The sequence below is a fragment of the Microbacterium pumilum genome, from assembly GCF_039530225.1.
In the GTDB taxonomy this organism is placed as follows: domain Bacteria; phylum Actinomycetota; class Actinomycetes; order Actinomycetales; family Microbacteriaceae; genus Microbacterium; species Microbacterium pumilum.
Window position 1 is genome coordinate 3,400,753 of record NZ_BAAAOH010000001.1, and the last position, 22,148, is coordinate 3,422,900.

Below are 22,148 nucleotides of genomic sequence, written 5' to 3' on the forward strand. Positions count from 1 at the left end.
CCGAGGACTAGGCCAGTTCGCTCGCCTCGAGCAGCTCGGTCACCAGCGCGGCGATCGCGGATCGCTCCGAACGCATCAGCGTCACATGCCCGAACAGGCCGTGCCCTTTCAGCGTCTCGATGACCGACGCGACGCCGTCATGGCGTCCGACACGCAGGTTGTCGCGCTGTCCGACGTCGTGGGTGAGCACGACCCGCGAGTTCTGCCCGATGCGGCTCAGCACCGTGAGCAGCACATTGCGCTCGAGAGACTGCGCCTCATCCACGATCACGAACGCATCGTGGAGCGAGCGGCCTCGGATGTGCGTGAGCGGCAGCACTTCGAGCAGCCCGCGCTCCACGACCTCGGTGAGCACGTTCGGCGAGACCACGGATCCAAGAGTGTCGAACACCGCCTGTCCCCACGGGTTCATCTTCTCCTGCGCATCGCCGGGGAGGTAGCCGAGCTCCTGACCGCCGACGGCGAAGAGCGGGCGGAAGACGATGATCTTGCGCTGCTGCTGGCGCTCGAGTACCGCCTCCAGCGCTGCGCACAGAGCAAGCGCGGACTTTCCCGTGCCGGCGCGGCCGCCGAGCGAGATGATCCCGACCTCGGGGTCGAGCAGCAGATCGATAGCGATGCGCTGCTCGGCTGACCGTCCATGCAGGCCGAACACCTCGCGGTCGCCGCGCACGAGCTTGTATGCCCGGTCGCCGGTGACGCGTCCCAGAGCCGAACCGCGCTCGGAGTGGATGATGAGGCCCGTGTTGATGGGCAGCCCATGGATGTCGTCGCTCGTCGCGACCTCGCTCTCATAGAGGTCGCTGATGTCGTCGCCTGAGACATCGAGCGTGGCGATACCCGTCCAGCCCGAATCGACCGCCTGCTCCGCGAGATACTCCTCCGCACTTATGCCCAGGGATGCCGCCTTCACCCGCATCGGGAGATCCTTCGAGACGACCGTCACCTCCTGGCCGTCCTGCGCGAGGTGCATCGCGACCGCGAGGATGCGGGTGTCGTTGTCGCCGAGCCGCATACCCGAGGGGAGCACGGTGGCATCGGTGTTGTTGAGCTCTACCCGCAGGGTGCCGCCGTCGCCCACGGACACCGGGAAGTCCAGCCGACCGTGTTCGATGCGCAGCTCGTCGAGGTGGCGCAGCGCCTGGCGGGCGAAGTAGCCGATCTCGGGGTCATGACGCTTGCCCTCCAGTTCGGTGATCACCACGACCGGGAGGACGACGTTGTGTTCGGCGAACCGGAAGAACGCTCGCGGATCGCTCAGCAGCACGGAGGTGTCGAGCACATAGGTCCTGAGATCCTGTGCGTCATCGATGGCCTCGTCGATGTCCTGAACGCGCTGCCCGTGTGATTCCCGTGTGGTCACAACCCACTCCCGCCCCGGGTTGATTCACCCGGCAGTCACGAGTCGACCAGGGGGCCACGAGTCGCGATCCGTGAGGCCGACCCGACCGGGCGCTCTGCCCGATGAATCGAACGTACGTCGCCCAGCGGACACCGAGGCGCCAGACACGCTGGATTGCGGTTACGGTCGGGTAAATTCCCGGCAACGGCGAGTCACCACACGCGGGTCGATGCGAACTCCGCAAGCGCGTCGCCGAACAGCCGGAGCGTGTCTGCGCCGGTTCCGACATGGGGTGCGACGCGGACGAGGTCGGACCGGGTGGTGACCGTCAGGCCGTGGTTCGCAAGGGATGCCGCCAGCGGGCCGGCATCCTGCCGACCCGGCGCCAGCGTCACGATGCCCGCGCGGTTCCCGGGCACGCGGGGCGTCACGACCGGCACTTCGTAGCGATCGGCGACGAAGATGACGTCGCGCGTGCGGTCGGCGAGTTCGGCCTCGATCACGTCGACACCGACGTCGCGGACGTCGCGCAGCGCTGTGGCGAGCCGTGCCGCCGCAAGGTAGTCGGTCCCTGTCACGGTGAACGCCTGCGCGGACGCCGACGGCTGCGGGACCGCGTCGACCGGCAGCTCGCCGTCGACGCCCGCGAAACCCGAGAGCACCGGCGAGATCCGTTCGAGCGCGCGGTCTCCGAACCACGCGAAACCGGTGCCCCGGCCGGCGCGCAGCCACTTGTAGCCGTTGCCGCACACGACGTCGGCGGCCGTGTAGTCCGCCTGCACAGCGCCGAACCCCTGGATGGCGTCGACGATCAGCAGCCGGTCGCCGATGACGTCACGCAGCGCGGTGAGGTCGGCGCGGTACCCGGTGCGGAAATCCACAAGGCTGACGCCGACCGCGCGGATGTCGTCGGTCAGCGCATCGCGAACGGCGTCAGGGGTGACGAATCCGTTCGGCGGCTCGAGCCAGTGCACCTGCATCGACCCGAGAGCGTCCGCCGCGCGGGTGGCCGCGACCGTCAGGCTCGGGAACTCGGCACGCGAGAGCAGCAGACCGCCGGCGAGCCCGTAGACCGCCTGCATCAGCCCGTGGGTGGTCGAAGGCTGCAGCACGACGTGCGAGGCATCCGACCCGATCAGCTCGGCGATGAGCTCGCGCGCCTCGCGCACGTGCTCCGCCACGAGGTCGACGCTCGATGTGCGGCCCGATCCGAGTAGCTCGGTATCCGCGTGTGCGTCCGCGCGCACGGCGGAGGACAGCGGGCCGAACGACGCCCAATCCAGATAGCCGGGTTCCCCATCGAAGGACGCCAGAAATGATTCCAGATCCATCACGGACACATTCTGGCACGCGCATGCCCTGGCGTGTGCTGCGAGCGGCCGCTAAGGATCAGCTGCCGAAGCGCCGATCGCGCGTAGCGAAGTCACGGATCGCGCGGAGGAAGTCCACCTCGCGCAGATCCGGCCCGAGCGCTTCCACGAAGTAGAACTCCGAATGCGCACTCTGCCAGAGAAGGAAGTCGCTCAATCGCTGCTCGCCCGACGTGCGGATGACGAGGTCGGGATCGGGCTGCCCTCCGGTGTAGAGGTGCTCGCCGATCTGCTCCGGCGTGAGGCTCTCGGCGAGCTCTTCGAGCGATCCGCCCCCTCCCCCGTGCTGCGCGATGATGCTTCGCACGGCATCCACGATCTCGCCTCGCCCGCCGTACGCGACGGCGAGGTTCACATGCAGCCCGGTGTTGTCCCGCGAGCGCTCCTCGGCTTCGGCGAGCACGCGCGCGAGCTCGGGAGGAAGGATGTCGGCGCGGCCGACGTGCTGCACCCGCCAATCGCGCTCGTGCGAGAGCTCGTCGGCCAGTTCCGCGATGATCTCCAGCAGATCGGCGAGCTCCTGGGAGTCGCGCTTGCTCAGATTGTCGGTCGACAGCAGGTAGAGGGAGACGACCCGCACGCCGACGTCGTCGCACCATCCGAGGAACTCGCGCATCTTCGCCGCGCCGGCGCGATGGCCGTGGGCGGCCGACGCGAGTCCGAGCTGGCGGGCCCACCGGCGGTTGCCGTCGATCATCATGGCGACATGACGGGGCACAACGGCGGGGTCGAGCCGGCGACGGAGGCGATTGATGTACAGCCGATAGAGGGGCCCCCTGCCCTCATTCGACGAAGCGCGCGCCACATGCCTACGCTACCGCCATCGCCGCACCAGCCCCATCCACGGCCTCGCCGCCGGCCGACGGACTCCCGCTATGTTCCGCTCCGAGCATGCGCGGGGGCCTAGCCTGGTGCAATGAGCCGACGCACTCGCCTGCCCAAGGCACCCGATGTACCCGTGCTGCCGCTCATGGAGGCGGCGGCCGTCGATGCGACGGTCGACCTGAAGCCCACATGGCGCGGCTGGATCCACGCCGCGACCTTCCCTGTCGCGATCGCCGCCGGCATCGTCCTCATCGTCCTCGCGCAGGGACCGGCGGCGAAATGGTCGTGCGCCGTGTTCATGGCGACATCCCTGCTGCTGTTCGGCAACTCAGCGCTGTATCACCGGTTCGACTGGGGTCCCAAGACCAAAGCGACCCTCAAGCGCATCGACCACGCCAACATCGTGCTGCTGATCGCCGGCACCTACACGCCGATCGCGGTGCTGGCGCTGCCCACCGACCAGGCCGTGCTGCTGCTGTCACTCGTATGGGGCGGCGCGATCCTCGCCATCCTGTTCCGGGTCTTCTGGCTTCACGCCCCGCGCTGGCTGTACGTCGCGATCTACCTGCTCCTCGGCTGGGCCGCGGTGATGTACCTCCCGCAGCTGTGGCAGGCGAGCGTCGCGATGGTCGTCCTGGTGGCGATCGGCGGCCTGCTCTACACCGGCGGGGCGATCGTCTACGCGATGAAGCGGCCCAATCCCTGGCCCGGCCACTTCGGATTCCACGAGATCTTCCACGTCTGCACGGTCCTCGCGTTCCTGTGCCACTGGACCGCGTGCCTCATCATCGCGACGAACCCCGCGTACCGCGGCTGAGGATTCGGGGCGTCTGCCAGGACTCAGGTTCGGGGCGCCCGCCCGTCATGGCCGTCGGCGCCGGCGTCCTCGACCGGATCAGCGGCGTCGGCGCTCTCATCGTCCACCTGCGTGGCCTCGACGGCCGCTGCTGCCTGCTGCTCGGCATCCAGTTCGTCGCGAAGATCGGCGCGCACCCGGCCGCGACGGATACGGCGGGTCATGTCCAACGCCAGCAGGATCGCGGCCACCGCGATCAGGACGATGATCACCAGACCCCAGGGACCCGGAGTGACGCTGTTCGGGTCGACCTGCGACGGAGTCGGCGTCGGGGTGACGGCGACGCGCGCGACTGCGGCGAGCGCATCATGCATGGGTGTCCTCGTTCTGGCCTGTGGCATTCCCGGACTGTGGCGCGGGTGCCGCGCGGAAGCGAATAGCCTGGATGCTCCAGCCTAATCTCGCGACGGAGCTGCGATGACGACGCCAGGTCCGACGACACAGGACATGCTCGATGAGCGATACGGCCGCGGCCGATCGCCCGGCCGACGCTGGGCGATCATCGTCGGCGCATCCATCGCGATCGTTGCCGTCGGCCTGTTCGGCTGGATGACGTTCGTCGACGCAGCCTCCGCCGTCGACGCCGACACGACGGGCTTCGAGGTCATCGACCAGCACTCGGTGGCGCTCAGCTTCCAGATCTCCGCACCCCTCGGGCGGTCGGTCGCCTGTGCGATCGAGGCGCAGGACGAGGAGCACGGCGTCGTGGGCTGGCGGATCGTCGAATACGCAGGTTCCGACCTGCACTCCCGGGCCTTCCGCGAGGTCATCCCCACGACGGCCGAGGCGACCACGGGTTTGGTCAACTCCTGCTGGGTGACGTAGTCTGTCGTGACTGCAGTCGATATACGCCCTGGCGGGAGCCGGGGCGTTTGACATATCGACCGTCCGTCCCCCCACAGTCGAAGGAGTCAGCCGTGTCCAGCGATGCCCCGGTGACGTTTCTCACCCAGGATGCCTACGACCGTCTTGCGCACGAGCTCGAGCAGCTCTCGACGACCGGCCGCGAAGACATCGCCAAGAAGATCGAAGCCGCCCGCGAAGAGGGCGACCTCAAGGAGAACGGCGGCTACCACGCGGCCAAAGACGAGCAGGGCAAGCAGGAGGCGCGCATCCGCACGCTCCAGCACCTCCTGAAGACCGCGACTGTCAGTGAAGCGCCCGAGAGCCACGGCGTCGTCGAGCCGGGCACTGTCGTGACGGCCATCGTGGCAGGGGGCGAAGAGGTCTTCCTGCTCGGAAACCGCGAGATCGCGGTGGGCTCGGAGCTCGACGTGTACAGCGAGGCGTCGCCGCTCGGCTCCGCCATCCTCGGTCGCAAGGAGGGCGAGAAGACGTCCTACACCGCGCCGAACGGACGCGAGATCAGCGTCGAGATCGTCAAGGTCGAGACCTACACCGGTCAGTGAGACTCACCGGCGGACGACGCCCGAACGGTCGTCGCTGTCCCCCCTCTGGCCGATGGTCAGTCCAGCATGACGGTCGGTGAGAAGCCGGCCTGCTCGAGCACCGAGATGACCGCCGCGCGATGCTCCTCACCGCGGGTCTCGACACTCAGCTGAAGTATCACCTCGCTGATCTGCAGACCCTGACCATGCCGGGTGTGCAGCACCTCGGTGACGTTCGCGCCGGCCTGCGCGAGCAGGTCCGACACCTGCGCGAGCTGGCCGGGACGATCGGGCAGCGGGATGCGCAGCGTCATGTAGCGACCGGATGCCGAGAGCCCGTGTGCGACGACGCGCTGCAGCAGCAGCGGATCGATGTTGCCGCCGGAGAGGACGGTGACGGCCGGCCCGGATGCCGTGATCTTGCCGGCCAGGATCGCTGCGACCCCGACCGCGCCGGCCGGCTCCACGACCTGCTTGGCGCGTTCCAGCAGGACCAGCAGCGCCCGCGCGATGTCGTCCTCGGATACCGTGACGATCTCATCCACGTACTCGCGGATGATCTCGAACGGCAGGTCGCCGGGTCTCGCCACGGCGATGCCGTCGGCGATCGTCGCACGCGTGGCGACTTCGAGCGGATGTCCGGCGGCCAGGGACGCCGGGTAGGCCGCGGAGTTCTCGGCCTGAACGCCGATGACCCGCAGCGTCCGTCCCTCGGCGGCGGCACGCTGCTTGGCTGCCGCGGCGACTCCCGCGACAAGTCCCCCGCCGCCGATCCCCACGATTATGGTCTCGAGGTCGGGCACCTCGTCGAGCAGCTCGAGACCGAGCGTGCCCTGCCCCGCGATGACGTCGGGGTGATCGAACGGATGTATGAACACCGCGCCGGTACGCTCGGCGAACTCGGCGGCCAATCGGAGCGGCGTCTCGACCGTGGCACCCTCCAGCACGACGTCGGCGCCGTATCCCCGCGTGGCGAGCAGCTTCGGAACCGGAACACCGAGGGGCATGAAGATGGTGGCCGAGATCCCCAGCGCCTTGGCAGCGAGCGCGACGCCCTGCGCGTGGTTGCCCGCCGATGCGGCGACCACCCCACGAGCCCGCTCTTCAGGAGTCAGGCGTGACAGGCGGTAGGTCGCCCCGCGGATCTTGAACGACCCGGTGCGCTGCAGGTTCTCGAGCTTGAGATGAACCGTGGCTCCGAGCAGATCGGACAGGTGCTGCGAGCGATCGACCGGGGTTCGTGTGATGACGCCGCGCAGGGCTGCGGCAGCGGTCTCGAATTCGGCCAGCGTCGGGGCGGCCGTAGCCGATGCGCGCGCCGGCGACGGGGATGGCGAGGTGGTCACGCGGGTGTCCTCCTGGGTCGTGGGACGGTGCTCCAGATCAGATCGGCCGGTGGGGGCCTTACGCCCGACTCCCACGTGCGATTGGAGATGTACACCACGACGACGTTGACGAAGGCGGCAAGCGGAACGGCGAACAGGGCGCCGGGGATGCCGGCGATCAGCGCGCCGCCGGCGACGACCAGCACGACCGCGAGCGGGTGGACCTTGACGGCGGAGCCCATCAGCAGCGGCTGCAGGACGTGGCCCTCGAGCTGCTGCACCCCGAGGACGACGACGAGCATCCACAGCGCGATCCACGGGCCGTTGTAGACGAGGGCGAGGAACACCGCGAGCACCCCGGTGACCACGGCACCGACGATCGGCACGAACGCGCCGAGGAAGACGAGCACCCCGATCGGGATCGCGAGCGGCACTCCGAGCAGGAAGGCGCCGAGCGCGATGCCGGTCGCGTCGATCGTCGCCACGAGCAGCTGCGTTCGCGCGTAGTTGATGACCGCGACCCAGCCTGCGCGTCCCGCGCCGTCCACGGCCGGTCGCGCCTTCTGCGGGAACAGGCGGGTGGTCCAGCGCCAGATGCCGCCGCCGTCGGCGAGGATGCACAGCAGGATGAACAGCGACAGCAGCCCACCCGTCGCGACATGGCCCAGAGTCGAGCCGATGGCGAGGGCGCCGGACCACACGAGCGCCGCCTGCTCCTGGAGGAACGTTCCCGCCTGGGCGAGGAATCCGTTGATCTGATCCTCGGTCAGGTGAAGGGGGCCGTCGATGAGGTACTGCCGCAGCTGGTCGATCGACTCGACGGTGCGGGTCTGGACAGACGCCCACTGCCGGGTGACCTGCCACACGGCGAGCCACAGCAGCCCGGAGACGATCGCGAGGGTGCCGAGCACCGAGATGACGATGGCGAGCCACCGCGGCACCCGATGCCGCAGCATCCAGTCGAATGCCGGCCACAGCAGCGCGGTGACGAGGATCGCGATGAGCAGCGGGATGACGAGCAGTTTGAGCTGGATGACGAGCCAGATGCCCACGCCCACGGCCGCGGCCACGACCAGAAACCGCCACGAGTAGGCGGTGGCGACGCGCAGGCCGTGCGGAATCGATCCCGACACATCGGTCGACACGATCCGATGCCGATCACGCAGGGCGTCGAACAGCGAGCCGCGTGGCTTTTCGTCGGAGCCGCTCATTCCGTCAGTCTAGGCGGGTCGCATTCCCCGGACGTCATGCGTCCGAGGGGTGCCAGCACCACCGTCGGACGTATGTGTCGGAGGCCGTCACTAGGCTTGCGCGAGTGAAGTCGTCGCTCAGCGCTGCCGAGGCGCGCCGCATCGCGGTCTCCGCCCAGGGCTTCGGACGAAGCCGCCCTGCCACACCCGGCACCCGCCAGTTGAACATCGAACTGAGCCGTATGGCGACCCTGCAGATCGATTCCGTGAACGTCTTCGCGCGCTCGCATTACATGCCGCTCTTCTCGCGGGTCGGCTCGTACGACACCGCAGCGCTCGATCGCCTGCTGTTCGCGCAGAAGAGCCCGTACGTCGAGTACTGGGCGCACATGGCGTCCTTCATCCCGGCGGGCGACTGGGAGCTCTTCCGGTTCCGTATGGACGACATGAGAGCGAAGTACGGGAATGGACCCGACTCGTGGGTCCATACCCACCACGAGATCGTGGAGTGGGTCCGCACCGAGCTCGCGACCCGCGGACCGCTGCGCCCCGCCGAGATCGAGCATGACGCGAAGAAGGGCGCCCGTGGACCGTGGTGGGACTGGGATGTCGTCAAGCACGCGCTGGAGTTCCTGTGGACGTTCGGCGAGGTGGCGATCGCGGGGCGCCGCAGCTTCGAGCGGCGCTATGCGCTCGCCGAGCAGGTGATTCCCCGAGAGGTCCTCGGCTCGCCGGTCGCCCGCTCCGACGCCATCCGCGAGCTGGTGCGACGAGCTGCGAGGGCCTATGGCGTCGCCACGGCATCCGATCTGGCCGACTACTGGCGCATCAAGGATCGCCGCGCCCTCATGGCCGCGATCGGCGAGCTTCAGGATGCCGGTGAGCTGACCCCGGTCACGGTTGCAGGCTGGACGAGCGCCGGCCGCCCTGCGAAGGCGTGGCTTCATCGCGATGCCACGCTCCCCCGCCGGGTCGACGCCACGGCGATCCTGACGCCGTTCGACCCCGTCGTGTGGTTCCGCAGCCGCGCCGAACGGCTCTTCGGCTTCGAGTACCGGATCGAGATCTACACGCCGGCACCGAAGCGCCGCTACGGCTACTACTCGCTGCCTCTGCTCCTCGACGACGACATCGTCGGGCGTGTCGATCTCAAGGCCGACCGCGCATCGTCCACGCTTCTCGTCCAGTCCGCGTGGTGGGAGCACGATGCGCCTGCCGACGCCGCAGCCCGCGTCGCGGACGCGCTCCGCTCAGCTGCGCGCTGGCAGGGGCTTGAGTCGATCTCGGTGTCGCGCCGGGGGGACGCCGTCGACGACCTCGCGGGTGTGCTGATCGAGGCTCGCCGCCATGAAGGGGGCCCGCCAGAGCCGGTCGCGCTCGCCGCGGACGAGCCCACCGGCTAGCGTGAACGTGTGAACCGCGGCGCCGTCATCGCGATCGCGGCTGCCGCGGTCGTGCTCGTCGTCGCGGGCGGCGTCACCGCCTGGATCCTGACGCGACCGCCGGGCCCCGAGGCCGTCGCCGAACGGTACCTGCAGGCGCTGTCCGACGGCGACTTCGGAACGATCGAGGGCCTCCTCGCGGAGCGCGATGAGGGACTCGACGCCGTCGGAGCGGCCCTCGCGGGTGCAACCGGCTTCATCTCCGACTATTCGTTCCAGATCGAGAACGAGTCGGATGCCGCCCGGACCGTGCGAGCGGATGTCGAACTCGACGGCGAGCCGGCCGTCGTCGGCTTCGGGCTGGTGCAGCAGGACGGCGGGTGGAAGATCGACGGCGACTACCTCGCCTCGCTCGAAGCGCAGACGATGATCGGCGACGCGGTGCGCGTCGGCGGCGAGCTCTTCCCCGCCGCGACCCCGATCCCGCTCCTGCCGGCCGTCTATCCCGTCGTCGCGGCCCCGGCGGGTCTGGTCGTCGGCGAGGGGATCGCCGTCGTGTCGAACGAGGCGCCCGTCACTGTCACCATCGACGCCACGGTGTCGCCCGATGCGACGGCCCGGGCACAGGAGCAGCTCGACGCGTACGCGGATGCGTGCGCCGCGCCCGCCGACGCCGTACCGGCGAACTGCGGGGTGCGCGTGCCCTGGGCCGCCGATCTTGCGACCCTGAACTCGATCACGTTCCGGATCGACGCCTATCCTGCCGTCACGATCGGGGACGACGGCCAGACGTTCGCCGCGGTCGACGGCGAGATCGTTGCGACCGCCCAGGGCACCACCCGCGCCGGCCAGCCCGGCACCTTCACGTACCGCGCCGACGACTGGGCGTTGCGCGGCACGGTGGAATTCACCGGAGACGAGATGGTGCTCGCGGTCCGCTGACCCTCAGGGCAGCCCCACGACGTCGAGCCCGAGCCACTCCGCCAGCTCCCGGATCTCGCCGTGGACGGCATCCGCCGTATCCGCGGTGAACTCCTCGTCGTCGTGCACCGCTGCCACGCGGAACACCCCGGCCTTGCGGTCGGCGGCCGCATCCAGCTTGCCGACGAGTCGATCGCCATGGAGGATCGGCAGCGCGAAGTAGCCCCACCTGCGTTTCGCCGCGGGCTTGTACATCTCGAGGATGTACTCGAACCCGAACAGCTCCTGAACGCGCTTGCGATCGAACGCCATGCGATCGAACGGCGACAACAGCGCGGTACGGCCCTCGAACGGCAGCCCGACGGCCGCAGGGTCCACCCGCCAGGTGCCGGGCACCCCATCGACGACGGCTTCTTCCCCTGCCCGGCCTACGTCCCAGGGCTCGACAGGCTGGGCAGGGGCCTTCGCGCGCGCGATGCCGAGCGACGCGAGCCGCCTCTCGTCTCGGCGCCGTCTGGCCTCATCGGAGGTCAACTCCTCGACCTCGGGTGGGTACACCCGTTCTGCGAGATCCCAGAGTCGTTCCTTGCCTTCGCGCCGCGGTATGGCGACCTCGCCGCAGCCCGCGAGGATCTCGAGCAGCTGGGTGACGTTGCGGTCGTTGGTCCAGCCTGTCGAGGGCCACGACACCTGACTGGTGTCGGGGATCTGGCTGGTGCGCAGCGGCCCCTCCGCCCTCAGGCGCGCGATCACTTCGCGATGGAAGCGTTCGTTCGAGGTCAGCCACTCGCGGGTGTGCACATAGCGCGGCGCCGCGCGCATCGTGGGCCGGTACAGATCGAGATCGGTCATCGGCCGGTAGAAGCCCGCCCATTCGAACACGGTGCGATCGACTTCGACGGCACGCGCGAGGTCAGCCGCCTGGAAGGGCCAGCCGAGCCGGCTCCAGAGGATCAGCTCGGCGCTCGGGGCAACCGCCGCCGTGGGTTCGATGTTGACGACGGTGAGCCCGTCGATGGTCTCGACCATGTCTGCTGGCCGGTCGGCGGCGAGCAGCTGCGCGCGCACCGCGATGCGACGCGCTTCATCGCGGTCGAGCCGGATCACCATGACGCGAGGTTAGCGCGGCCCGGCGCCGCTAGAAGGATCCACCCATGGCGTGCAGCCGCTCGATGCGCTGCGGGATCGGAGGGTGGGTCGAGAACATCCGCTCCATGGCGTTCGGTCGCAGCGGATCGGCGATCCACAGGTGCGCCATCGAGGTGTTGGCCTTCTTGAGGGGCTGTCCGAACTCGGCGAGCTTGCCGAGTGCCGAGGCGAGGCCGTCAGGGTCGCGAGTGGTCATCGCGCTCGTCGCGTCGGCGAGGTACTCCCGCTGCCGGGAGATCCCCGCCTGCACGGCGCCCGCCAGCAGCGGCGTGATGATCGCCGCAATGATCCCGAAGATCAGCAGGAAGAGCTGCGCCTGGCCGTTGCCGCCGCGGCGCCCGCCCCCGAAGAACGCGAAACGCAGCAGCATGTCGGCGAGGATGCCGACCGCGACGACGAGTCCGAACACGATCAGCGAGACCCGGATGTCGTAATTGCGGATGTGGCCGAGCTCATGGCCCAGCACACCCTCGAGCTCACGATCGGTCATCAGTTCGAACAGCCCCGTCGTGACCGTGATGGATGCCTGCTCGGGAGTTCGACCCATCGCGAACGCGTTCGGCGCGGGATCGTCCACGACGTACAGCTTCGGCATCGGACTGCCGGTCGTGATGCACAGGTTCTCGACGAGCCGGTAGTAGCGGGGGGCATCGACCTGGGTGACCTCTTGCGCACCGCTCATCGCGATCGCCTCGCGGTCCGCGAAGAAGTACTGGAACGTGGCGTAGCCGGCCGCGAACAGCAGGATGAAGCCCGTCACCCACCAGTTGTTGCCCATGAGCCAGCCGGCGAGGAGGCCGATTCCCGCGAGCAGCAGGATGAACGCACCGAGGATGAACCACGTGTTGCGCTTGTTGCGCGCGATGGCGGTGTACATCTCAAGTTCCGCGCGTCAAGCGAGTCGCGTCAAAACTGAACCCTCGGCGGCTCGGATATGGCGGCGCCGTCAACGACCTCGAAGAACTCGCGCTCGTCGAACCCGAGGTTGCGCGCGAACATGTTGTTCGGGAAGACCCGGATCTTCGTGTTGAGCTCGCGCACGCCGCCGTTGTAGAACCTGCGAGAGGCCTGGATCTTGTCCTCGGTGTCGACGATCGACTGCTGCAGCTGCAGGAAGTTCTGGCTCGCCTGCAGCTGCGGGTAGGCCTCGGCCACTGCGAACAGGGACTTGAGCGCCTGCTGCATGTGACCCTCGGCGACACCCGCCTCGGCGGGACCGGCGGCACCGAGCGTCTCCGCCCGGGCTCTCGTCACGTTCTCGAAGACAGCCTTCTCGTGGGCGGCGTAGCCTTTCACCGCCTCGATCAGGTTCGGCAGCAGGTCGGCTCGCCGTTTCAGCTGGACCGTGATGTCGCTCCAGGCTTCGTCGACACGCACATTCAGCTGCACCAGCGAGTTGTACGTCGCCCACAGATAGATGCCCGCGATGACGACCAGCGCCACCACGATGAGGACAGGGATCAGCCATTCCCACATAGCGAGCGACTCCGTTCGGTGATTGTCATCATCCTAGTCGCGGAGCCCGGCCGCGCATCAGGTCGAGCCGCGACTCTCGGCCGTTACTCACCCAGGACGCGCTCGAGGTACGTGTTCTGGAACATCCGATCGGGATCGAGCCGGTCCCGGAGGGCGACGAAGTCGTCGAACCTGGGGTATCGCTCACGCAGGATGCCGGCATCCAGCGTGTGCATCTTGCCCCAGTGGGGACGCCCGCCGTACGACAGCATGATCTGCTCCACCGCCTCGAAGTACTCGGTAGGGTCCTCGCGCCAGTATCGGTGGACAGCGATGTAGCCCGAGGCGCGACCGTGCGCGGTCGACATCCAGCGGTCATCGGCAGCGGCGAACCGCACCTCGACGGGGAATGAGATGCGCCAGCCGCGATCATCCACGAGGGCGCGGAGCGCGTCGAAGGCGGGACGCACGTTCTCGGTCGGCAGCGCGTACTCCATCTCGCGGAATCGCACCGAGCGGGATGTCGCGAAGACGTGGGTCGAGGCATCCGTGAATTCGCGATCGCCCCAGACCTTCACCGAGAGCCGATTGATCGACGGGACGGTGACGGGCACTGCCCTGGCCACGCTGCAGGCTGTCTGGTGCAGCATGCTGCCGACCACCCGGTCGTCGAACCACTTGCCGACCGGCGAGAGCGGGTGCCGGGGAGCGCTTTCGGGCAGGCGGGTGTTGTTCTTCGTCATCGCACGGTCGGTGTGCGGAAACCAGTAGAACTCGAAGTGATCCGATTCCGCGACGCGTCGGTCGAGCGCGGCGAGGACGTCGGACAACGGTTCCGGGTGCTCGACGGCGTGCAGCACGAATGCCGGGACGCACTGCAGGGTGACGTGGACGAGGATGCCCAGCGCGCCGAGGCCGAGGGCGACCGCCGGCAGCAGCTCGGCATTCTCGGTCTCGTTGACGGTGAGCAGCTCGCCCGCCGCCGTGACCAGCACGGCACCCGTGACCTGGGCGGCGATCCCCCCGAATCGGGCGCCGGTGCCGTGCGTGCCCGTGGAGATCGCGCCCGAGATGGACTGCCGGTCGATGTCTCCGAGGTTCTCCATCGCCAGGCCGTAGGGTGCGAGGAGCGTCGGAACCCGGTGGAGGCGCGTGCCGGCGAGGATCGTCACCCTGGACCGCTCACGGTCGACGTCGACGAGGCCGGTCAGGTCGGAGAGGTCGAGCAGGACGCCGGGCGCGACCGCGATGCCGGTGAAGCTGTGGCCTGCGCCGACCGCCTTGACCTGCAGGTTCGCCGCGGCCGCCGAGACCACCGAACGCTGCACGGCCTCGACGGTGCGGGGGAACTCGACCCTCCTCGGACGCACCGATGCCGAGCGTCCCCAGTTCTGCCAGGTGCCACCGGGGCGCGTCACAGGAAGGCCCGCCCTTCGCCGCGATAGGTCGGCGCGACGCCCACGACCGCTCCGTCGTCGACGAGGTGGTATCGGTCGACGCGCTCTGCGAGTTCGCCGCTCTTGGAGTGGCGGAACCACACCCGGTCGCCGACCGCGAGCTGCTTGGCGGACTCACCCTGCAGCGGGGTCTGCACTTCGCCGGCGCCCTCTCGCGAGAGCATCTTGAGTCCTGCGGGCCAGACCGGCAGCGGCTGACGCGAAGCCAGCGGCGGGCCGGAGGCGATCCAGCCACCACCGAGGACGGTCGCGATGTCAGGTGACGGCTTGCGGACGACCTCGAGGGCGAAGGCGGCAGCCGGAGCCGGATCGAACGCCCGATAGCCGTCGAACAGGTGGCCCGCGAGCAGTCCGCTGCCAGCGGTCAGCTCGGTGACGGCCTGATCGGATGCGGTGTACTCGAGCGAACCGGTGCCGCCGCCGTTCACGAATTCGAGGGGTGCGATGTCGCGCAGCGCAGCGACGATCTCGCCGCGACGCTCGAGCAGTTCGGCCTCGGAGCGGCGCTGCATCCAGCGGATGACGGAGTCGCCGGAACCCGTCGCGTCGCCCTGCCCTGCGATCTGCGCCTCGTACATCATCAGGCCGACGAGCCGGAACCCCGGCCTGGCGGCGATCGCCCGCGCCAGGTTCGCGACCTCCGCAGCGTCGTGGACAGGTGAGCGGTGCACGCCGATGTGCCCGAGCGCCGGAGCACGCCACGATGCGTCGGCATCGATCGCAACCCGCAGTTCGGCTCGCCGGCTCTGCGCGACGACGGCGTCGACGACATCCAGCTGGGCGATGTCGTCGACCATCAGCGTGACTCGCGCAGCGGCGCGCTCGTCGGCCGCGAGGGCGGCGATCGCGGCCCGGTCGACGGTGGGGTAGCCGAGCACGACGTCGTCATGGGTCTCGGCCAGCCAAAGCGCTTCGGGAAGGGTGAAGCCGAGGATGCCGTGATAGCCAGGAAGCCCGAGCGTGGCATCGATGATCTCGCGGACCCGCACCGACTTGCTCGCCACGCGGATCGGGACCCCGCTGGCCCGGACCAGCATGTCGAGCGCGTTGTAGCGGAGGGCCGACAGGTCGACCGCCGCGACGGGGCCGCTCACACCCTCGAGGGCGTGCGAGAGGGCCGGCCAGTAGGTGTCTGGGGCCGTCCAGGATGAGGTCTCCGGCGAGGTCGTCAGCAGGTCGAGGGTCATCGTGCCTGCTTGTGGGGCGCGCGCATGGCGACAAGCCTACGGCTCGGCCGACCCGCATCGAGGCGCCCTGTGAACAGGTGCCCCCGCCGGGACTCGTCCCCACCGCCACTCCACTCGCCGCTGCGCGGCGGGCGGAGCCTCGGGCGCCACGGATCGACGTACCCCCGCTGGGACTCGAACCCAGACTGGAGCGATTTTAAGTCGCCTGCCTCTGCCATTGGGCTACGGGGGCGCGCCGCGTCGACGGACCGTCGCGTCGCGTGATCAGGGTAATACGCCCGCCTCACGGGCAGCGGTCAGCGGAATGCCGAGAGCGTCAGCCCGCAGCGGGCGTCTTCGTGACCGCCTGTGCCGGTCGCTTCGTGATGGCAGGCTTCTCAGCCGCGGCAGGCTTCTCGGCCTCGACGGGCTGCGGCGGACGCGGACGAGCCGCGAACTCCTCGAACACGTATCGTGGGCTCTGCACCGTCGACAGGTTGACCAGGTCGCGGCGCAGCCAGAGGTTGTTCCACCAGTCCCACAGCACGCGGAACTTGCGCTCCCACGACGGCATCGCGAGGCCGTGGTAGCCGCGGTGCGCGATCCACGCGACGAAGCCCTTGAGCGCCAGGTTGCCGGACTGGAACACGCCGTTGTAGAGACCGAGCCCTGCGACGGCACCGAGGTTCTTGTGGAAGTACTCTCGCGGCAGTTCGCCGCGCAGTACAGCCGTGAGGTTCTTCGCGAGCAGCTTCGCCTGGCGCACCGCGTGCTGCGCGTTCGGCACGCAGTAGCCGCCGACACCGCCACCCGACAGGTCGGGGACAGCCGAGACGTCGCCGGCAGCCCAGGCGCCCTCGACGATCTCCTCCTCGCTGCCGACCCGGAGGTCGGCGCGGGTGCGGATGCGGCCACGCTCTTCGACCGGCAGGTCTCCCCCGCGGACGACGGTCGGGTTCGCCATGACACCGGCCGTCCAGATGATCAGGTCGGTGGGGATCGTCTCGCCGGTCGAGAGCTCGACGTTGCCGCCGACGGCACCGGTGACCTGCGTGTCGAGGTGCACGAACGCCCCGCGCTTCGCAAGATCCTTCAGCACCCACTCGCTCGTCTTCAGCGATACCTCGGGCATGATGCGGCTCATCGCCTCGATGAGGTGGTAGTGGGTGTCATCGAAGGTCAGCGTCGGGTAGCTCTTGACGAGCGACGACGCGAGCGAGCGCAGCTCCGCGAACACCTCGATGCCCGCGAACCCCCCGCCGATCACGACGACGGTCAGCAGACGGTCGCGGTCGGGACCCGGGGGCAGCATGGAGGCTTTGTCGAAGTTCGACATCAGGCGGTCGCGGATCGCCACGGCCTCTTCGATGGTCTTCAGCCCGATGGCGTTGTCGGCGATGCCCGGGATCGGGAACGTGCGCGAGACGGCGCCGGCCGTGACGACGATCTGGTCGTACTCCTGCTCATAGGGCTCGCCCGCGATCGGAGTGATCGTGGCGACCTTGCCGGCATGGTTGATGCCGGTGACCTTCGCGGCGACGACGGTCGTGCGCTTGAGGTGGCGACGCAGGGCGACGACGGCGTGACGGGCTTCGATGGACCCGGCGGCAACCTCGGGGAGGAACGGCTGGTAGGTCATGTACGGCAGCGGGTCGACGATGATGACGTCGGCCTCACCCTTGCGCAGGCTCTTCTCGAGCTTCCAAGCAGTGTAGAAGCCTGCGTAGCCGCCACCGACAATCAGGATCTTTGGCACGGTGTTGGTCACGGGGGGAATACTCCTCCTGGTCAGCGGCTCGGCGTGCGGGACGCCAATCGGATGCGTCGGACAGCAGCGGTGACGCCGAGCGCCACCAGTATAGCCGCGGCTGTGCCGAGCGTGAGCGGCAGACTCCCGTACACGAAGGTGTCACGGGTGGGCAGCAGGGGCGATGCGGGCCTGGGCGCGGCATCCGCCGGAGGCAGCGGCGCGACCTCGACCGGCCGCACCGTCGGCACCGGCAGCGGGTCGCTCTGCGCACGTCGGTACACGCGGATCCACTCCTCGAGGCTTCCCATCGGGTTGGCCGAGACCAGCGGCACCTCCGCGGTGACGGCGGATGCGGCATCCACGATGCCGTACCCGTACAGCGGATCGGGTACCGCCGTCGCCGCGGCGGCGGGGTGGGCGGTCTGGATGATGCGGTTGATCACATTCTCGGCGTCGAGGTCGGGATGGGCGGCGCGGACCAGGGCGGCGATCCCGGCACGATCGGCGCCGCGCCGCTCGTGCCGTTCCACAGCACGAGGCTGCCGTCCGCGGACACGCCGACGAGCTTCTCGCTCGGCGCCGACACGCCGATCGTGATGCCCTGCGTCGACGCCTCGACGCTCGCTCGTCCCTCCGGGTCCAGGCCGGCGACGGTGAGCACTCCGGGAATGGTCGCGGGGGCACCCACGCGTGTGGTGCCGCTGCCGCGGTTGCCGGCCGCCACCACCACGACGACATCGTGGTCGAACGCGTAGAGGAACGCCTGATCCCAGCTCTCGTCCCAGTCCGGTGTGTTCGTGGTGAGAGACAGGTTGATGACATCCGCCCCGTTGTCGACTGACCACAGGATCGCCTCGGCGATCTGCTCGGTGAACGGTCGCGTCGCGGACGCGCCGAACCCCACGGACACCGACAGCAGCCCGGCCTCAGGGGCGACGCCGATCATTCCGGCATCCGGTCCGGTGCCGCGTCCGGCCGCGAGGGAGGCCACCCAGCTGCCGTGGTTGGCGTCGACGGCTCCGATCGGAGTGCGGCCATCGTCGCTGCCGACTCCCGACACGTCGGTGCCGCCCACGACCGCCGCCGTGAACTCGACGGGTCCCCTCCCGACGCCGGTGTCGATGATCGCGATCCGCACGCCCGCGCCGCGTGTCGTCTCCCACGCCTTCTCGATGCCGTAGTCGTCGAGCCAGTACTCGGCGCTGCGAATCGGATCCTTCTCAGGCGTGGGCTCGGGCGGGGTCGCCGCGAGGGCCTGGGTGCCGCCGCCCGCGGCAAGAATGCCCCCGACGAGCAGAGCTCCGGCCAGTCGGCGGATCATCCGCTGGCCCTCGGATTCGTGCAGACGCACCGGTCGGGCGACCACGACGACAGGGCGAGAGCGCGATCGCCGATCGGATTGACACCGGGACCCGCCGCCAGTGCATGGCCCGCCACAGCGTGCAGGCACTTGACACGCGTGGGCATGCCGCCGGCAGAGATCCCCTCGATCTCGTCGACCTCGCCGTATTCGGCGCGGTCGGCCAGGTAGGCCTCGTGCGCTTTCGCGTAGGCGTCGGCGAGCTCTTCGTCGGCCGCGAGCTCATCGTTGAGGTCGCGCATCATATGGCTCGCCTCGAGCGTCGACATCGCGGCGGTCGCCGCGGGATGCGTGAGGTAGTAGAACGTGGGGAACGGGCTTCCGTCGGCCAGCCGTGGTGCAGTCGCGGCCACCGTGGGGTTGCCGCAGACGCAGCGTGCCGCGATGCCGACGACACCCCGTGCGGGACGGCCGAGCTGCTCGCGCAGAGCCGCGAGATCGGCGTCGCTGACGGGCGGGAACGGAGGGGTCGTCACGCTGAAAGGCTACCTGCGGACGGCTGGGACGAGGCTGGGCCGGCGGCCCGCCGCGCCTCGCTCTGAGCGCCGGCTCACGGCGCTCCGGTGCCGGTCTCGCTCGGTGTCGATGTGGGGTCCGGCACGCCGACGGTGAGGGGCTTGACCGTCTGCGCGAGCCCCGCTGCGGTGACCGATCGCACGAGCTGCGACATCCAGTCCGTCCGTGTCTGCTCGAGCTCGGCGCTGATCGGCGTCTGCTCCTGCGGGGCGAGCTCGGGCGGCAGATCGTTGTCGACCAGGTAGACGACCTCGCCGGGCCTCACGTAGTAGAGCCGCTCGCGGGCCTGGGTGGTGATGTACGCCGGATCGGTCCATCGAGCACGCTGAGACTCGAGGTCGGCGACTTCCTGGCGGGTGAGTTCGACGGCTGATTCCAGTGCGGCGATCTGCTGCCGCTGGTCGAGATACGTGCCGATGGTGGGCACGAGGACGAAAGCCGCGAGAACGACGAGCCCCATCATGATCACCATGAAGCCCGAGAGACGGATGCCGCCGAGCCACCCTCGCACGTCGACCGGTCGGCGCGCCGCACGCCGCTGGGGAGCGCGAGAAGGAGGAGCCGCCTTCTCTGCCACGGCTCCTCCTTACGTGAATCCCAGTGCTGGGCCTCAGCCCGTGAAGCGCGGGTATGCCGAGCGGCCCGCGAATTCGGCCGCATCGCCCAGCTCTTCCTCGATGCGCAGAAGCTGATTGTATTTCGCGATGCGCTCGCTGCGAGCGGGCGCGCCGGTCTTGATCTGACCGCAGTTGACAGCCACTGCGAGATCCGCGATGAAGGTGTCCTCGGTCTCACCGGACCGGTGCGACATCATCGACGTGTACCCGGAACGGGTCGCGAGGCCCACCGCGTCGAGCGTCTCGGACAGCGTGCCGATCTGGTTGACCTTCACCAGCAGCGAGTTCGCGACGCCGCGCTTGATGCCGTCGGCGAGCCGCGCCGGATTCGTGACGAACAGGTCGTCGCCGACGAGCTGCACCTTGGAGCCGATGTCGTCGGTGAGCGCCTTCCAGCCGTCCCAGTCGTCCTCGCTGAGGGCGTCTTCGATGGTGACCAGCGGGTAGTTCGCGAGGAGCTCCTCGTAGTACTTGGTCAGTTCTGCGGCCGACCAGTCCTTGCCCTCGAAGTGGTAGGCCCCGTCGGAGTAGAACTCCGTGGCGGCGACATCCAGCCCGACCGCGATGTCGGTGCCGGGCTTGTAGCCGGCCTTCTCGATGGCCGCGAGCAGGAAGTCCAGCGCGCCGCGGTTGCTCGGCAGATCCGGGGCGAAGCCGCCCTCGTCGCCCAGTCCGGTGGCGAAGCCCCCGGCCTTCAGCTCGCCCTTGAGGACGTGGTAGGTCTCGGTGCCCCAGCGCATCGCCTCGGCGAACGTCTCGGCGCCGAGCGGAACGAGGAAGAACTCCTGGATGTCGACGCCGGTGTCGGCGTGCGCACCGCCGTTGATCACGTTGAGCGCCGGCACGGGCAGCAGGTGGGCGTTGGGCCCACCGAGGTAGCGGAAGAGCGGCAGATCGGCCGAGTCGGCAGCGGCCTTCGCGACAGCGAGGCTCACGCCGAGGATCGCGTTCGCACCGGTGCGCGATTTGTTCTCGGTGCCATCGGTCTCGATCAGGATCGAATCGATGATGCGCTGCTCGCTCGCCTCGACACCCTCGATCGCCGGTCCGAGCTCGTCGACGACCGCGGCGACAGCCTTGAGCACGCCCTTGCCGCTGTAGCGGCTCTTGTCGTCGTCCCTGAGCTCATACGCTTCGAAAGCTCCGGTCGATGCGCCGGACGGGACGGCCGCGCGCTGGACGGTTCCGTCATCGAGCAGCACCTCCACCTCTACGGTCGGGTTTCCGCGCGAATCCAGAATCTCGCGCGCGCCTACAGCCTCGATCAATGCCACGGGAATGCTCCTTGCTCGTGGTGGGGTGGTGGTTCGGAGCGACGTCGGTCCGACCCGAGTCTAGTGAGGCGGATGCGTCGGCCACAGGCGCGGTTCGAGGGAGCGGTCACACGACCAGTGCGATCGCGATGCCGTCGTAGCCCTTGCGATCGAGCGTCTGCAGTGCTGTGGCGTCGAACCGAGGATCTCGGGCGAGCAGCTCGAGACCTCGCTGCGTCCCGATCACCTGAGGGTTCATGGTGGCGGGATTGGCCACTTCGCCGCCGCGGCCGATGTTGTCGACGACGACGACCGTGCCCGGCCTGCCGAGACGCGCCGCCCAATCGATGTAGATCGTGTTCGACTCCTTGTCTGCGTCGATGAAGACGAGGTCGAACGGCTCGGAGCCCTCCAGCGTGGGCAGCACGTCCGCCGCGCGTCCGACCATGATCTTGACCCGGTCGCCCACGCCGGCGCGATCGAGGTTCGCCCGGGCGATCCGCGCGTTCTCGGGTTCGGCCTCGACCGTGACCACGCTACCGCCGGGGGCGAGGCCGCGCGCCATCCAGATCGTCGAGTAGGCGCCGAGCGTTCCGATCTCGAGCACTCGACGGGCCCCGGAGATGCGGACGAGGAGCTGCAGCAGCTTTCCGGACACGGGTGCCACCTCGATCGCCGGCATTCCTGCGGCGTGCTGCTCGGCGACGGCGGTCTCGAGGTCGGGGTCGTGTCCGACGAGGGTCTCGGTGAGGTAGGCGTCGACACGCCGCCAGGACTCGGGTGTGGGGTCGGCCATGCCGCCAGCCAACCGCCCCGAGACCGGCCG

The 22,148-nt window shown here is 69.1% G+C and carries 21 protein-coding genes, 1 tRNA gene and 1 pseudogene; 5 read left to right on the forward strand and 18 right to left on the reverse strand.

The window, feature by feature from the left end; all coding sequences use genetic code 11:
- Window positions 1-7: 7 nt before the first annotated feature.
- The 3 genes from phoH2 to ABD188_RS15385 all read right to left on the reverse strand — a co-directional run bounded on the left by phoH2 (window position 8) and on the right by ABD188_RS15385 (window position 3,517).
- Window positions 8-1,363 carry an RNA 5'-3' helicase PhoH2 gene (phoH2, locus tag ABD188_RS15375; RefSeq protein WP_344064174.1) on the reverse strand — a complete coding sequence of 452 codons (1,356 nt, stop codon included), beginning with the start codon at window positions 1,361-1,363 and terminating at the stop codon, window positions 8-10.
- Between the two features lie 191 nt (window positions 1,364-1,554).
- Window positions 1,555-2,673, reverse strand: a complete 1,119-nt coding sequence (locus tag ABD188_RS15380) for an aminotransferase class V-fold PLP-dependent enzyme (RefSeq protein ID WP_344067160.1) — start codon at window positions 2,671-2,673, stop codon at window positions 1,555-1,557.
- A 58-nt stretch (window positions 2,674-2,731) separates the two neighbouring features.
- The gene (locus ABD188_RS15385) at window positions 2,732-3,517 is read right to left on the reverse strand and encodes an isoprenyl transferase (protein ID WP_344064177.1); all 786 of its coding nucleotides are present in this window, start codon (window positions 3,515-3,517) and stop codon (window positions 2,732-2,734) included.
- A 111-nt stretch (window positions 3,518-3,628) separates the two neighbouring features.
- Between ABD188_RS15385 and trhA the strand changes: the two genes are divergently transcribed.
- On the forward strand, window positions 3,629-4,354 hold the full coding sequence (gene trhA / locus ABD188_RS15390; RefSeq protein ID WP_344064180.1) for a PAQR family membrane homeostasis protein TrhA: 726 nt from the start codon (window positions 3,629-3,631) through the stop codon (window positions 4,352-4,354).
- 23 nt (window positions 4,355-4,377) lie between these two features.
- On the opposite strand, the gene ABD188_RS15395 is transcribed toward trhA, so the two are convergent.
- Window positions 4,378-4,707: a hypothetical protein gene (locus ABD188_RS15395; RefSeq protein ID WP_344064183.1), complete on the reverse strand. Its 330-nt coding sequence runs from the start codon at window positions 4,705-4,707 to the stop codon at window positions 4,378-4,380.
- Window positions 4,708-4,810: 103 nt separating this feature from the next.
- On the opposite strand from ABD188_RS15395, the gene ABD188_RS15400 reads away from it, so the two are divergent.
- Both ABD188_RS15400 and greA read left to right on the forward strand, forming a co-directional pair.
- The gene (locus ABD188_RS15400; RefSeq protein WP_344064186.1) at window positions 4,811-5,218 is read left to right on the forward strand and encodes a DUF4307 domain-containing protein; all 408 of its coding nucleotides are present in this window, start codon (window positions 4,811-4,813) and stop codon (window positions 5,216-5,218) included.
- 92 nt (window positions 5,219-5,310) lie between these two features.
- Window positions 5,311-5,802 carry a transcription elongation factor GreA gene (gene greA, locus ABD188_RS15405; protein WP_344064189.1) on the forward strand — a complete coding sequence of 164 codons (492 nt, stop codon included), beginning with the start codon at window positions 5,311-5,313 and terminating at the stop codon, window positions 5,800-5,802.
- Between the two features lie 56 nt (window positions 5,803-5,858).
- On the opposite strand, the gene ilvA is transcribed toward greA, so the two are convergent.
- The gene (gene ilvA / locus ABD188_RS15410) at window positions 5,859-7,127 is read right to left on the reverse strand and encodes a threonine ammonia-lyase (RefSeq protein ID WP_344064192.1); all 1,269 of its coding nucleotides are present in this window, start codon (window positions 7,125-7,127) and stop codon (window positions 5,859-5,861) included.
- Window positions 7,124-8,317: an AI-2E family transporter gene (locus ABD188_RS15415; RefSeq protein WP_344064195.1), complete on the reverse strand. Its 1,194-nt coding sequence runs from the start codon at window positions 8,315-8,317 to the stop codon at window positions 7,124-7,126. The genes ilvA and ABD188_RS15415 overlap by 4 nt, the downstream gene beginning before the upstream one ends.
- Window positions 8,318-8,421: 104 nt before the next feature.
- Between ABD188_RS15415 and ABD188_RS15420 the strand changes: the two genes are divergently transcribed.
- Window positions 8,422-9,699, forward strand: a complete 1,278-nt coding sequence (locus tag ABD188_RS15420) for a winged helix-turn-helix domain-containing protein (protein ID WP_344064198.1) — start codon at window positions 8,422-8,424, stop codon at window positions 9,697-9,699.
- A 9-nt stretch (window positions 9,700-9,708) separates the two neighbouring features.
- Window positions 9,709-10,620, forward strand: a complete 912-nt coding sequence (locus tag ABD188_RS15425; protein WP_344064201.1) for a hypothetical protein — start codon at window positions 9,709-9,711, stop codon at window positions 10,618-10,620.
- Between the two features lie 3 nt (window positions 10,621-10,623).
- Here ABD188_RS15425 and ABD188_RS15430 read toward each other — a convergent pair whose 3' ends face one another.
- The 12 genes and pseudogenes from ABD188_RS15430 to ABD188_RS15485 form a co-directional block, all read right to left on the reverse strand.
- The gene (locus ABD188_RS15430; RefSeq protein ID WP_344064204.1) at window positions 10,624-11,709 is read right to left on the reverse strand and encodes a DNA glycosylase AlkZ-like family protein; all 1,086 of its coding nucleotides are present in this window, start codon (window positions 11,707-11,709) and stop codon (window positions 10,624-10,626) included.
- A 28-nt stretch (window positions 11,710-11,737) separates the two neighbouring features.
- The gene (locus tag ABD188_RS15435) at window positions 11,738-12,625 is read right to left on the reverse strand and encodes a M48 family metallopeptidase (protein ID WP_344064206.1); all 888 of its coding nucleotides are present in this window, start codon (window positions 12,623-12,625) and stop codon (window positions 11,738-11,740) included.
- A gap of 29 nt (window positions 12,626-12,654) precedes the next feature.
- Entirely contained in the window at window positions 12,655-13,224 is a 570-nt protein-coding gene (locus tag ABD188_RS15440) for a LemA family protein (RefSeq protein WP_344064209.1), read from the reverse strand.
- Window positions 13,225-13,307: 83 nt separating this feature from the next.
- Window positions 13,308-14,621 carry a D-arabinono-1,4-lactone oxidase gene (locus tag ABD188_RS15445; protein WP_344064212.1) on the reverse strand — a complete coding sequence of 438 codons (1,314 nt, stop codon included), beginning with the start codon at window positions 14,619-14,621 and terminating at the stop codon, window positions 13,308-13,310.
- Complete coding sequence (locus ABD188_RS15450) at window positions 14,618-15,847, reverse strand: alanine racemase (RefSeq protein ID WP_344064215.1); 1,230 nt, start codon at window positions 15,845-15,847, stop codon at window positions 14,618-14,620. Before ABD188_RS15450 ends, ABD188_RS15445 begins: the two co-directional genes overlap by 4 nt.
- Before the next feature lie 159 nt (window positions 15,848-16,006).
- A tRNA-Leu gene (locus ABD188_RS15455) sits at window positions 16,007-16,079 on the reverse strand.
- An 84-nt stretch (window positions 16,080-16,163) separates the two neighbouring features.
- Window positions 16,164-17,594, reverse strand: a complete 1,431-nt coding sequence (locus ABD188_RS15460) for an NAD(P)/FAD-dependent oxidoreductase (RefSeq protein ID WP_344064218.1) — start codon at window positions 17,592-17,594, stop codon at window positions 16,164-16,166.
- Window positions 17,595-17,614: 20 nt separating this feature from the next.
- A pseudogene (locus tag ABD188_RS15465) lies at window positions 17,615-18,897 on the reverse strand (S8 family serine peptidase).
- The gene (locus ABD188_RS15470) at window positions 18,894-19,412 is read right to left on the reverse strand and encodes a DUF501 domain-containing protein (RefSeq protein WP_344064221.1); all 519 of its coding nucleotides are present in this window, start codon (window positions 19,410-19,412) and stop codon (window positions 18,894-18,896) included. Before ABD188_RS15470 ends, ABD188_RS15465 begins: the two are co-directional and overlap by 4 nt.
- A 74-nt stretch (window positions 19,413-19,486) precedes the next feature.
- Window positions 19,487-20,029, reverse strand: a complete 543-nt coding sequence (locus ABD188_RS15475; RefSeq protein ID WP_344064224.1) for an FtsB family cell division protein — start codon at window positions 20,027-20,029, stop codon at window positions 19,487-19,489.
- Window positions 20,030-20,062: 33 nt separating this feature from the next.
- Window positions 20,063-21,343 (reverse strand): phosphopyruvate hydratase, encoded by a 1,281-nt coding sequence (eno, locus tag ABD188_RS15480; protein WP_344064227.1) that lies wholly within the window; start codon window positions 21,341-21,343, stop codon window positions 20,063-20,065.
- A gap of 106 nt (window positions 21,344-21,449) precedes the next feature.
- Entirely contained in the window at window positions 21,450-22,118 is a 669-nt protein-coding gene (locus ABD188_RS15485) for an O-methyltransferase (protein WP_344064229.1), read from the reverse strand.
- Between the last annotated feature and the right edge of the window lie 30 nt (window positions 22,119-22,148).